Origin of the sequence: Aliirhizobium smilacinae (assembly GCF_006335145.1) — a bacterium.
Classification (GTDB): domain Bacteria; phylum Pseudomonadota; class Alphaproteobacteria; order Rhizobiales; family Rhizobiaceae; genus Neorhizobium; species Neorhizobium smilacinae.
Genome location: NZ_VDMN01000001.1, coordinates 570,603 through 582,734, shown reverse-complemented (window position 1 = coordinate 582,734; position 12,132 = coordinate 570,603). Strand labels below are relative to the sequence as shown.

The following is a 12,132-nucleotide window of genomic DNA, read 5'->3' as shown; positions in this document are numbered from 1 at the left end:
TTATGGCGACGCGGATTGGAGAGAGGATCCCTATGACACTCACCGATGAGAGCTATTCAATCGAATCCCAGACCCCTGACGTCGAAACCTATCTGCGGCTGCGCACGATATCCGGGCTAACCCCGTTTGCGAGAGAGGCTGCCGAAACAGGGCTGAAAGGCACGCTTTATTCCGTCATTGTCCGTCACTGCGGAGTAGCTGTGGGAATGGGTCGGTTGGTGGGCGACGGTGGTTGCTTTTTTCAGGTGACAGATATCGCTGTCGATCCGGTCCATCAGGGTCGGGGCCTTGGAAAGGCTATCATGTCCTCGATCATGAGCTATGTTGAGCGAACACTCCCAGCGACCGCTTACGTCAGTCTGATCGCTGATGTTCCTGCGAACAAGCTTTATGAACAGTTCGGATTCAAGCCCACAGCGCCCAAATCTGTCGGAATGTCCTTTCTCGTAAAGAGATGATCTGCCTGGATCTTGCGGGTGTCCCGATCGATATCGGTGCTATTGAGGCTAGCGATCCAGCCGCTGTGTTGTCCTGCGTATGACGCAGGCAATGAGCATGAGTTTTCCGTTTGCCATCGTCCCCGGTAGAATGGCGGCTTTTTCCCTACGGTCCTTGGACAGGACGATCTTGTGCATTGGTATTTCCGCGCGTCGATCAGGTCTGACGGGCTGGTAACGACGCGCGACACCTCTATGTATGAGCGGACAAACCCGATACGGGTTGAACGATGAACAGCGGTATTACAGGTCGCGGCGACAGTAATGAAATTTTCACAGTTCGCTTTTTCGAAAGACCATGGCCGCCAGGAAAGCCGCGATGACGCTGAATTCTGTGGGAATGTCCAAGGAGCAATTGCTCGCCGCCATCGTCGATAGCGCCATCGATTTCGCGATTATATCAATGGATCGCGAAGGTGTCGTCGTAACGTGGAACGAGGGCGCTCGCCTTATCCTCGGTTGGAGCGAGGAAGAGATGAACGGCAAACCTGCCGATATCTTTTTCACCCCGCAAGACAGAGCGAAAGAAGTCCCCGCCAAAGAGATGGCTTCCGCACTCGAAAACGGCCGAGGCAACGACGAGCGCTGGCACTTGAGAAAAGACGGGACGAGGTTCTGGGCATCTGGCGAAATGATGACGCTGCGCGACGAAGCAGGCGAGGTCCGCGGCTTCATCAAGGTGCTGCGTGACCGTACAAGACAACGGCAGGAGGAAGAGAAGCACCGCGCCGACGCGGAGTTTATGCGCCGGGTCCTTTATTCCTCCGACGACTGTATCAAGGTTCTTGATCTCGACGCAAATCTCACCTTCATGTCCGAAGGCGGGATGCGTGTCATGGAGGTCGACGACTTCAACAAGATTGCCGGGTGTCCCTGGCCAGACTTCTGGCAGCTCGAAGGCAACGCCGCTGCCAAAGCGGCCGTGGCGGCCGCGAGGGCAGGGGAAAGCGCCCGCTTCGTTGGTTTCGCGAATACCCTGAAGGGCACTGGCAAATGGTGGGACGTTCAGGTGTCCCCAATGCTCGGCCCCGACGGTAAGCCGGATCGCATTCTTTCCGTATCCCGAGACATCACCGCAACCAAGACCGCGCAGGAGACACAAAGGCTGCTCATGCACGAGCTGGCCCATCGTGTCAAAAACACATTGGCCGTGGTCCAGTCCATCGCCTTCCAGTCAATGCGCAACGCGGCAAGCCTCGATGACGCGGGGCGGAAGCTTCAGGCCCGGCTTGGCGCCTTGTCGAAGGCTCATGATGTGCTTATGCAATCGGATTGGGTCAGCGCATCGGTCCACGACATCGTGCAGATGACGGCTGGAAATGTCGGGATGGAAGAGGGGGATCGCATCGTCCTGTCCGGCCCAACCGTTACCCTGGCGCCTCAGGCAGCTCTGTCGTTCAGCCTGGTGATCCACGAACTGCTCACGAACGCGGTGAAATATGGTGCGCTGTCCGATCCGACAGGCCATGTCACCGTCCACTGGCAGGTATCCAGATCAGCCAGCGGCGAAAACGAGTTCTCGTTCACCTGGCAGGAAAATGGTGGTCCGCCCGTCATTGCGCCGGAGCGGGTAGGTTTCGGGTCAAAGCTAATCCGTTCAACACTCGGCAGTCTTGGCACCGTGGAGCTTGATTATGCCCACAGTGGCCTGAGATTGGGTTTCCAAGCGTCGCTATCGAGCATCGAAACCCATCAGGTGAGCCGCCAGGGTAATCGATGGGCGCATTGAAGCCGTCAGATACTTGCCGCTTTTCCGGGTATCTCACAGGTGAACCGGGTTTCGGTCTCCGTTGACGTTACCGTCAGTGTTCCGCCATGTGCCTTGGCGATCTCCTGGGCTATGTAAAGTCCAAGTCCGAGGCCCTCAGCAGTTCCGTGGGCCTGACCGCGCACAAATGGATGGAACAGCGTCTCCATGACCTCCAGCGGGATCGGCGATCCACCGTTCACGACCCAGAGGCGGAATGTGCCGTCGTCGCCTGTCTCAGCGCGCAGGCTAACCGGCTTCAGCGCATCACCATGGCTGAGGGCGTTGCCGAGAAGGTTTGATACGAGTTGCCCAATCCTGCCGCTGTCGCATCGGACAGGACCGATTGTGGAATAGGTGGCCTGCACCTCGCGCGCGGGGTTGGCCGCTCTGAGTTCTTCCACGACCTGCTCGATGAGCGGTTCGAGCGCGTGTTCATCTCGAAGTTCGATCCCAATGCCACCGCCGAGACGGGTGCGGGCGAAATCCAGCACATTGTCGATCAGTCCCGACATCCTCGACGTGCTTCCCTTCATCAGACCGACCACCTGTCTGCCGCGCTCGCTCAGGGCTTCCTTTTCGAGAATGCGTGTCGCAGCAGCGATGGACGCCAGCGGGTTTCGAAGGTCATGGCCGAGGACCGCGACAAACTGCTCTCGAAGTTTCCCGTCTCGCTTCTCTCGTTGCAGACCACGCTCGGCATCGTCTCTGGCGCTGGCGAGCTCCCGCTCGTATAGGCGACGCTCTCCCGCCTGAACGAACGCGATGCGTATCGTACCGGGTTGATCAGAAGACGCGGAAACAGCCGATGCTCCCATGATGACGGGCGTGGTGGACCCGTCTCTTCGCTTGAGATCGAGTGTCACTTCACCGATGTGGTCTTGGAGCGTTAGAAGCGGCGCGAGGTTTGTCTCATACAGTATCCGACTGGCCATGCTGAGAATGTCGCGAAACCGCGTCCCATCAAGACTTCCCCACTGGTATCCCAGCAGAGTGGTCAACCAGCCATTTGCCCTGAGGATTATCCCGTCGGTTCTGACCAAAACGTATCCGCACGGGGCATTGTCGAAAAGTTCCTGGTAGTCGTATTCCGATATTTGCTCTGTCATCGGCGTTCAAACAAATGCCCGCATCGCTCGCACGACCTCGTCGGGAGCGCTCAGATTGGGGCAGTGGCCGGTGGCATCAAGAAGGACGAGCCTGCTGCCGCCAATCTTGTCACGAACATACTCGCCAACAGTCTGCCCTGCTATAATGTCGTCGCGGCACTGGAGGATCAGGGTCCGTGCCTTGACCTTTGGCAAGTCGGCCCGATTATCGCTGGTAAACGTCGCGCGCGCAAATTCCTGAGCGATCTTTGGGTCAGTGCGGCAGAAACTCGCTGTGAGTTCCTGGCCCAGTTCCGGGCGATCCCTGTTACCCATGATCGCAGGCGCCATGGCGGCAGACCACGCGAGAGGGTTGTCTGCAAACGATGCGAGCAACTCCTCGATATCCGAAGCGCCAAAGCCGCCAGTGTAGTCGGTATCGTCGATATATCGGGGAGATGGGCCGACAAGGATCAGCGTGTCGAAGAGTTCAGGTGCCTTTATCGATGCCAGCACTCCGATCATTGCGCTCACGGAATGCCCGACCAATATCCCGTCGTGTATGCCAAGTTCGCGACCGAGTTCGACAATGTCGTCGGCATAGCCATCAAGGGAAGCATATTTCGCGCTATCATAGGCAGAGATGTCAGAACCACCCGCTCCGACGTGATCCATCAAAACCACCTTGAAATCGCCCTCAAAAGCGGGGGCTACAAACCTCCACATCGCCTGATCACATCCGAAACCGTGGGCAAAAAGTATTTGGCGTTCGCCCGAACCGGATATTCTTGCGTTGTTTCTGCTGACGGCTGACATGTCACGATATTCTTCTGCAGGGGCATAGGTGCTTGAGGGCACCCTATGCGAGTTTCAAAGGCTGGTCTATCTCGCTCGCCACTGCAAGAAAACCCTTGTGTAATCGGCAGTTAGACGATGTCGATCTTGCTCCGGTACATTAAGGCCCTGAGCGAAGGAAGCGAGGATCGAAATTGCGGATCATGATCGTCGAAGACGAGGCGCTGCTCGCGCTGGAACTCGAGAGCGAGATAGAGGCGCCCGGCCACGAAGTGACGGGGCAGGCTATGTCCAGCAAGACGGCCTATGAGCTCATCGACAACAGACGCGCCTGATCTCCCTTTCGTCGACATCCAGCTTCTCGACGGGCCGACCGGGGTCGATATCGGTCGCCGTCTCTCCTCTCGCGACATCCCGTTCGTGTTCCTCACAGGAACCTCAAGCAAATCTCCGAGGATTTCGCAGGAGCAATCGGCGCGATCGAGACGATGAGAGGTCTTCAGAACGCGCTGCGCTATCTTGACGGCCGAATAGCCGGCTCGGGCCAGGCTTCTCCACCGCCTGGCCTCGTGATGGCTCCTGTCTGAAATTGTCTGCCTGAGGGCGGAGGGACCACCGGATCAAGACAGGTCGCGTCAGCCCGGGATGCTGGCAGCTGGCAGCTGTGCAACCTGATCAGAAGACCTGCGGGCGGAGTGTTCATCCTGCGCCAGGAAATTTCATCGAACCGTTCGCGTCGAGCCTGGCGAGGTGATTTCGAGGCGGCCTGCAGACCCAGGTGATCTGGAATTCGGTCGTTGGCTGCCTCAAGGCAGAAACCATGCAGGACGCCTGATCCAACGGTACCTCGTGGTGTGAAACTTCCAGCCGCGACAACTGCGCCAGCCACAGGGTCGGAGACGGTCTCACCGATTTTTCATCGGTTGGCGCAAACACCCCAGTTCGTCTTTTTGATCCTCTGGATGCTCAGATCCGAACACCTGGAGCGTAATCAATCTTGAACACGAACTCCAGAGTACCAACCGGCTTGCGATCCGCATCACTGATCGAGATCGCTACATTCTCGGGAGGCGGAAAAGCCTTGCATGCAAATTTGCTCAAAGCGTTCAGTCCCGTATTCATGGCATCGTGGGCGTTTTGAGCCTCGATATCAATTTCCGCTTCTTTCCCATCTTTTATATGCAGGAAATATTTTGGCATCCACGATCTCCCCATCCGTTCCCTTTGACATGGGGAGTTCATTGACCTTGGGAAGTAGCTCGGATCGATTATCCGCTTTTATTCTGGGTAAAACATCGCATTGTCACGCCAGTTGACGCGCATGTTTCTTTCCCTCCAAGTTATCATCGGACAGTTCAGTGAAAAATTTGCGCTGCGGCGAGGAACGGTCAATGCATTCGAAAAAGGATTAGGACTTTGAAGGAAGTGTTTGGAAAATATAGATTTTAGTGTCACGGAAATGTTGCTCTCGGTAATGGCCTTATCTCGCCCGCAGCGTGGGAACGACAGATGGAAAACACTGCAACGAAACGAGGGCGAGACAACCTGCAATCGAAAGCCAGAATTGGCGGGTCGAGCCGTCTAGGGCCGAATAACGCGGCCCAAGGTGCTGCTAACGGTGCCGGATCCCGGCTTGCCGCGGGTGGTCGTGATGGGGCTGGATATGCTCCCCATTCGGGGCATTGGTCCGGTCGTTGCACGTGTTTCTAAACGCTAGTCGCCGGATGACGGGATGCTCGGTGATCCTATCTGGACATCACTCGCGCGTTGGCGCAGATGACGATCGAGCGCCGCGGCCAGATCATCAACGCTGCTGTACTCGATGGAGAAAGCTTTCAGCAAAAAGGCAGCAGCCTGTTCGCCCAGTGGGCTTTTCGGATCGACCGAGTTTTCGGCGCACCATGCCAGGTGTGCATCTCTGATCGAGTTGAGTTGAGCGACGTCGAAAATGCCTGACGAATTCATCGTAATGTCCCAAAATGCTGAGGGTGGTTGGGCAATGAGCGGCGTCCTGTTCTTAAAGCTTCAATCGGGCAGCCTGCTTCACGTCAGCCATGGTTGGACCTCGCACAATTCTATATCTTGCGGCAATCAGATTGTAGATACCAAAAGCGGCCAGGCCAACGGCGATGACTATGTAGAGAAACGAGCCAAAGGGAAGTTGCCGGAGCCATTGCAGTGCTTCGGCAATTCCTCCCGCCTGATCGGGATCGACGCTGAAGCCAGCATAGGCGAATAAAATCCCGGTGATGGCAAAGACAATTCCTCTCGAAATCAGTCCGTACATGCAGACGTAACCGAGCATTCTTGTTTTATCCGGAACGCGAACATACTTCTCAAAGCCACGCGTGGCGCCTTTCGCCGCGGTGACGATGCCACCGACGATGAAACCAATGCCGATCGCGATCGCCATATAGGAGCCGAATGGCTGCGACATGACCCATGCAGCCATGTCCTTTTCGCCCGAACCGCCACCGCCCGCACCCGCCGTGAAGGCATGTTCAAGCGCAAAGCTCGAAAGGCCGAGATAAGTGACAGCGCTGCCGAAAAGAGCCGCCCTTATGGCAATCGCCTTACCGTCGGCACCATGCCCATCGGCATCCGTAATCGACTGCGCCAGCCGCCATGCGACGAAGCCGAGAAGTCCAAGGCCGATCGATCCAACCCATAAGCGGCCAAAGGGCTGTTCCAGCAGTGCCGACAGCGCGGACTTTGCCTCCGGTCGCCCAGCCGCGAAACCCGAAAAAACAGCCAGGCCAGCCACCATCAGGAAGACGGCGCCGCGAGCTGCGTAACCGAATTTTGCAAGAAGTCCAAAGCGCATGTTCCGGAACATTGTTACCTCTGATTTTGCCAGGGCAACAACGCTTAGGAATGAATCTCGTTGCGTCGCTCAATATCTGACGCGAAGCTGGAGCTGTCTGTCTCCAGGACGCGTTGGCACCCAGCGGTTCTGTCGCAACACTATCCGCACTTGAACCCGCCCCCTGAAGATCACATCTATTTGTGACAACTATCTTTCTCAAGCTGTGGATTTTGTTGACCGGTAACTGTGGAGGTTTGTCTTTCACGATTTCCGGTTCACTCTGCTGCTGGACAGGTGATTCCGGTCGCCAGTCCGATGAACAGCCAATTCCGCAGTTTGCTTTACCCAACGAGGTATCCAGTGACGGACTTTTTCAGCACCACACAAGGCATCATGACATTGGGCGCATTGATAGGCGCAGGAAGCTTCGCCCTCGGTGTGACCAGTCATAAAGCGGGCAATTTGGTGAAATTTTTGAACCCTGGTCACAAGCAAAAGGACGCCCGCAGCCTTGCCATGCTGACGGTTCTGGCACTCGATGACTATGTGGGAGCCTGCTACGCGGCCGTTCATGACAGACCGGAGTTTAATCCTGCAGATCAGGTCGAGTTTGCCTTCCACCTTCCTGAACCGGTCCTTTCCCTCCCCAAAGACGCAAACTGGCAGTTGCTCGGCGCAGATACTGGTGAGGAGATTATGTGGTTCTCCAACCGGGTCGCGAACCTGGAGAACGCTCTGGAGAGCCTCGACTTGTCGAAAATCGACCATGATGGCTTCTTCGAACGCAGGGTCGAAGGGTATGCGCGCCTCGCAGCCCGTGCGATGGATCTGATCGCGCGCGTCAGCGACGAGTTTGACCTTACCATGCCGGACAAACCGGACTTCTATCGGCAGGCGGAAGGACTGTCGCGGATCCTTCGTGACGTAGAGAGCGCTACGGCACGTAAAACGGAAGCTGTTAGAAACAAGCCGGGAAGCGCCAATGTCACGCCGCTGTTTCCAAGAACGTCGTAGGTAGAACCGGCGAGCGCGTGGGCGGTTAAGGGTGCCGCCGTTGAGGTGAAGACTATCGCTCGACGGCGCTCGCCGCTCATGACAACCACGGCTTTTTTCGGTTCGCTGAGCGCGAGCGTGGAAGGTGGTGCATCCTCTGTTAGCGCCTCATCCGGATGTTGTTCCGCTTCATCGAGATCATCCGGCTTCGCACTCCACTTGGCAGCAGCCACCCTTGCAAATGTTTCTCGGCGACCGGGAGGCCAATACGTCTCCGACGAGGCGGCTGAGTTAACCCCTTGTCATGCGACTGGTAGATCGTTCAATCTGTCGGAAGGCGGCGACATTCCCCCGTCTGGTATGAAGGAGGCGAAAATGGGAGAAACAGTTCGCTGGAGGGACATGCAAACCGCCCCGCGAGACGGAAGCCGTATCCTGGTTACGATCCGTTCGTCCGAACAGGGCCCGGGAGCGGTTGATCTCGCCTACTGGTCGAAGGCGGATCAGTACGGAGAGGGAGGGTGGCGCTCGTCGGACTCGACGCCGGGTTTGATTATCCAATATGCCGAGCCGGAACTGAAGTGCTGGATGCCTATGCCGGCCGCTGATTTCGATCGCATGACGATGCCTTCCGCCTGGGAGGGGGAAGACGATGGCGAACTTGGCGGGTCGGGAATTTAATCGGTCAGAAACATTGGTGCGTCATGCGCTTCCTTCCGGCGCGGGGACGCTCTGCCGCACCGGTCAGAGCGCTGGCCGTTTTTTTAGCACTCGCAGCCGCCACACCTCCTCTGGAACGCACCACAAGTAGACATCGCCGTTTGCATGCGACATCGTTCTCTGGTGGTGGCCTCAGGTCACAAGGCCGGCGAGCAAAATTTCAAGATCGTCTGTCAGGGACGATCTGCAAGCGCAAGCTGTTCGAAGAGAAGTGCGACGGCTTCTGCGCCCGGATCAATATTGCCGTCGAGGTTTCTCGCAGCCACGTGGGCGGATCGCCCGGCCTTGGCGGATTGCATCTGGCCGGTCGCATTCGCGCCCGCTCGCGCCATGCCTGCCGCATCCTTGAGCGAGCCACCTTTCAAAAGACTTTCAATCGCTGGCTGCAGCGCATCGATCATCGTTCGATCGCCAATGTCCGCCCCGCCGTAGGATTTCATTTTGTCGAGACCTGCCTTCAGCGCTTCAGGCCAGTCAGCTGAGCGCCCATAAACATCCGAGGCCGCGGCAAAGAAGATGGCGAGCAGAATTCCGCTCGATCCACCCATCTTACGTGAAAGTATGTCGCTCAGACGAGCAAGAAGGTCCGAACCGACATTGTAGGGAAGTCGGTCAAGTTCCTCAGATATGGAGCGGGCAGCTGTGGCGAATGTGGAGCCGGTATCACCATCTCCGACCCGGCTGTCGAGTTCGTTGAGATAGGCTTCCTTTTCGACAAAGACAGTCGTCGCAGAGGTAACGATACGCCTTGCTGTGGCATTTTCGGACGCAGCGAACGTTCGCACCTCATCGCCTGACTTGATCCGCACAAATTCCGGTTGCGACGGACGCACCACAGCCTGCCAGGCCAAAGGCTCAACGTCTGATGTAAGTGCGTCTTCCAGGTCCGTATCGAGCACAAGAAAGGTAAGCGAAAAACCTTTCATGTCGAGAGATGTCATCAGCGTCTTGGGGCCGACGAGATAATCTGCCCGTCGATACAGTGTCGTGGAGGACAGGGCATTGGCAACAGAGGCCATTTCAAGTTCTGTCATGCCCCCGAGATTGTTGATCAACAGCGCGATACGACCTTCTGCCGGCAGCTGTCTTGCCAGATGGCTGGCAACGAGTTCGACAAGGTCTGCAATCGGACGATTTTCTACCAGCTCGATACCCGGTTCGCCGTGAATGCCAAGTCCGAGCTCAGCATGCCCATCGGCGATACGACTGGTTTTCTCCGAGCCGGGGAGGGTGCAGGTGTCGACGGCAAGGCCAAGCGTGCCAAGCCTTGAGGCCGCTTTGCGGGCACCCGCTGTAACCTCTGCCAGAGACGCACCACGGGCAGCCAGATGTCCGGCGACCTTATGGACGAAAAGTGTTCCAGCCAGTCCGCGCGGCTGGTTCGTGTCGGGGATGGCGACATCGTCCGAGACAACCACCGTCTCGACCGCGTAACCGAGAGCCCGCGCCTTTTCTGCAGCCAGGCCAAAGTTGAGGCGGTCGCCGGTGTAGTTTTTGACAATCAAAAGACATCCAGCCGAACCCGTGACGGCAAGGATTGCACTGAGCACGGCATCGACACTCGGCGAGGCAAACACTTCGCCACACACCGCCGCGGTCAAAAGCCCCTTGCCGACAAAACCCGCATGGGCAGGCTCATGCCCGGATCCTCCGCCCGAAATAACTGCCACCCTGCCTTTGTCAGCATCCCTGTCAACGACCACTTTGATATCGGGATAGCCGTCCAGAAGCGCCAGGTTTCGGCCTTTGGCAGTCGCAACAACGCCCAGCAATGCCGCTTCGACAAGCTTTGATTTTTCGGTGATAAAATGGTTCATATCATCCTCCCTGAATGTATCCATGGCTGGCGGCCGCAGGGCCTGTTTCCCGATGTAAAAAGTCTGATGCGGCGATCCACGCCCGCACTTTCATACAGACCGGTCGTGGGGCGCAAGGCTAAGCCAGCCCAGTTTAGGCCTGAACATCGCCCCGTCCGAGGTCGCCGCTATGGACTGGTCAGCGTCATATGATCCAAAGGATATTTTCGTCGGATGACATCGACGTAAAGATCGCCAAGCGCGACTGCCATTCCCTTCACCTGTTGCCGCATGCTCTGGAAATCCGACCAGGTCATCGCCGGTGGCGGCAAGACGTAGTAGGTGGTGGTCCAGTCCCTCACGGATGCCAGCGCATCTTGGACCCGGCCTTCGTCTGCTGCGTGGCATGTCTTGATCAGGGAAAGGTTCGACGACAGCGACCGCTCTGGTTTTTCGGATAATGCCCTGAGTGCCGAACGCGCTTCAGCCATCGATAAGTCTGTTATCGCTGCGGCAACGGGAATGTCGTCACCACTGACGATCATCCCGACATCAATCAGTGACTGCCAGGCCTGGACTTCGTAGCCGTCATGGCCTTGCAGAAATTGCTGACTGTCGAATGACTTGAGGAAATACTCATGGATGACGTCCATAGAGACACCGCGGCACTCGGACATCGAGCGCAAGACCGAAGGCTTGGCGGCCTTGCCTTCCAAAAATGTCGGCATCGGGACGTCGTCGGGTACGTACAGCCTTTGCTTGAGAGAAAAAGCCAGTTGGTTATGCGACCACATATCGGCTTTGCGCTCTTTATCCGATCCCCAGGTGCCGTGCCGATATTCAGGCATGTCACCGAGTGCCGACAAATAGGCGCTTCGCAGGCCGTCATGGTAGTTGACCCAGCCTGTCCAGTCGATGCCAGAGCGTACGATAACCTCGGCGGTCCGCCAAATATTGCCGATGGTCGAGCCGCCGAATTCGGTCTCGATCCCTTCGATCAATCTGTCGACGCCATCAGGGAAGCGACTGGAAACAAAGAACCGGGACTTTGGCCCGATGGCGACCTCAGTCATCTTCAGGCGGCAGGAACTGCGTCACGTAGAAGATTTCGGTTTCTTCGTCGGTCACCGTGTTGCCGACAATATCGCCGAGATTGGAATAGTTCTCGGCATTGAGCGGTACCAGACGCTGCTTGGTGCCAAGGGTGGGATACTGGTCGTCGAAAACGATGACCTGCGCAAAGACAACCACCGCATCATAGGCAGATAACGGCTCGGTCCTTAGATAACTCTTTCCAAAAAACCATCCATTTGCAGCGGTGACACTTTTTACCTCGGCGATAATGTCGGCCATGTTTTTCTCCCGTTATTGCACCAAACTAGGCAATAGCCGGTTTCAAAACAGCTAAGATCATCGCTCCAACGCCTTCACTATAGGCGTTGAGAGCTCGCGTGACCCAGATCGTCGAGGTCCGAGCGTCGATCAACAGGTTGTCGAGCGCAGATCGCTCTTGCTGACGATTGCTCAAAAACCAGCCCCTTCCGGTGCCTGCGATCTGCAAACCTTGCAGCTGGTGGCGAGCTTCTTCTCATCCCCTGCGAGATTTACACCCACGCTCATCCACCGGACCGGTTGACCTTCATTTCCGGCGTACCCGCTTAAACGCCAATAAATCACATGTGAGAGCAAG

Annotated in this window: 13 protein-coding genes; 5 read left to right on the top strand and 8 right to left on the bottom strand. The window is 56.9% G+C overall.

All coding sequences use genetic code 11. The features are described 5' to 3' along the window. The first annotated feature begins 32 nt into the window (after window positions 1–32). Both FHP24_RS02900 and FHP24_RS02895 read left to right on the top strand, forming a co-directional pair. The gene (locus FHP24_RS02900) at window positions 33–458 is read left to right on the top strand and encodes a GNAT family N-acetyltransferase (RefSeq protein WP_139672591.1); all 426 of its coding nucleotides are present in this window, start codon (window positions 33–35) and stop codon (window positions 456–458) included. 337 nt (window positions 459–795) lie between these two features. Beyond that, window positions 796–2,226, top strand: coding sequence for a sensor histidine kinase (locus FHP24_RS02895; RefSeq protein WP_139672588.1), 1,431 nt, complete (start codon window positions 796–798; stop codon window positions 2,224–2,226). A gap of 5 nt (window positions 2,227–2,231) precedes the next feature. On the opposite strand, the gene FHP24_RS02890 is transcribed toward FHP24_RS02895, so the two are convergent. Together FHP24_RS02890 and FHP24_RS02885 are read right to left on the bottom strand one after the other, a co-directional pair. Beyond that, window positions 2,232–3,353 (bottom strand): PAS domain-containing sensor histidine kinase, encoded by a 1,122-nt coding sequence (locus tag FHP24_RS02890; protein ID WP_139672584.1) that lies wholly within the window; start codon window positions 3,351–3,353, stop codon window positions 2,232–2,234. 6 nt (window positions 3,354–3,359) lie between these two features. After that, complete coding sequence (locus FHP24_RS02885; protein ID WP_139672581.1) at window positions 3,360–4,148, bottom strand: alpha/beta fold hydrolase; 789 nt, start codon at window positions 4,146–4,148, stop codon at window positions 3,360–3,362. Between the two features lie 182 nt (window positions 4,149–4,330). On the opposite strand from FHP24_RS02885, the gene FHP24_RS29320 reads away from it, so the two are divergent. Then, window positions 4,331–4,462 carry a hypothetical protein gene (locus FHP24_RS29320; RefSeq protein WP_342782281.1) on the top strand — a complete coding sequence of 44 codons (132 nt, stop codon included), beginning with the start codon at window positions 4,331–4,333 and terminating at the stop codon, window positions 4,460–4,462. Between the two features lie 631 nt (window positions 4,463–5,093). Here the strand turns inward: FHP24_RS29320 and FHP24_RS02875 are convergent. The 3 genes from FHP24_RS02875 to FHP24_RS02865 all read right to left on the bottom strand — a co-directional run bounded on the left by FHP24_RS02875 (window position 5,094) and on the right by FHP24_RS02865 (window position 6,963). Continuing rightward, window positions 5,094–5,327 carry a hypothetical protein gene (locus FHP24_RS02875; protein WP_139672578.1) on the bottom strand — a complete coding sequence of 78 codons (234 nt, stop codon included), beginning with the start codon at window positions 5,325–5,327 and terminating at the stop codon, window positions 5,094–5,096. A gap of 513 nt (window positions 5,328–5,840) precedes the next feature. Beyond that, window positions 5,841–6,092 (bottom strand): hypothetical protein, encoded by a 252-nt coding sequence (locus FHP24_RS02870; RefSeq protein WP_139672575.1) that lies wholly within the window; start codon window positions 6,090–6,092, stop codon window positions 5,841–5,843. A 52-nt stretch (window positions 6,093–6,144) separates the two neighbouring features. Next, entirely contained in the window at window positions 6,145–6,963 is an 819-nt protein-coding gene (locus FHP24_RS02865; protein WP_139672572.1) for a DUF1206 domain-containing protein, read from the bottom strand. A gap of 330 nt (window positions 6,964–7,293) precedes the next feature. Here FHP24_RS02865 and FHP24_RS02860 point away from each other — a divergent pair, with 330 nt between their 5' ends. Both FHP24_RS02860 and FHP24_RS02855 read left to right on the top strand, forming a co-directional pair. Then, window positions 7,294–7,947, top strand: a complete 654-nt coding sequence (locus tag FHP24_RS02860) for a hypothetical protein (protein ID WP_139672570.1) — start codon at window positions 7,294–7,296, stop codon at window positions 7,945–7,947. 354 nt (window positions 7,948–8,301) lie between these two features. Beyond that, window positions 8,302–8,607: a hypothetical protein gene (locus FHP24_RS02855; RefSeq protein WP_139672568.1), complete on the top strand. Its 306-nt coding sequence runs from the start codon at window positions 8,302–8,304 to the stop codon at window positions 8,605–8,607. 212 nt (window positions 8,608–8,819) lie between these two features. On the opposite strand, the gene FHP24_RS02850 is transcribed toward FHP24_RS02855, so the two are convergent. The 3 genes from FHP24_RS02850 to FHP24_RS02840 form a co-directional block, all read right to left on the bottom strand. Then, on the bottom strand, window positions 8,820–10,463 hold the full coding sequence (locus FHP24_RS02850) for a dihydroxyacetone kinase subunit DhaK (RefSeq protein ID WP_139672565.1): 1,644 nt from the start codon (window positions 10,461–10,463) through the stop codon (window positions 8,820–8,822). A 167-nt stretch (window positions 10,464–10,630) separates the two neighbouring features. Further along, entirely contained in the window at window positions 10,631–11,515 is an 885-nt protein-coding gene (locus FHP24_RS02845; protein WP_139672562.1) for a hypothetical protein, read from the bottom strand. Then, the gene (locus tag FHP24_RS02840) at window positions 11,508–11,795 is read right to left on the bottom strand and encodes a hypothetical protein (protein ID WP_139672559.1); all 288 of its coding nucleotides are present in this window, start codon (window positions 11,793–11,795) and stop codon (window positions 11,508–11,510) included. The genes FHP24_RS02845 and FHP24_RS02840 overlap by 8 nt, the downstream gene beginning before the upstream one ends. Window positions 11,796–12,132: the final 337 nt, after the last annotated feature.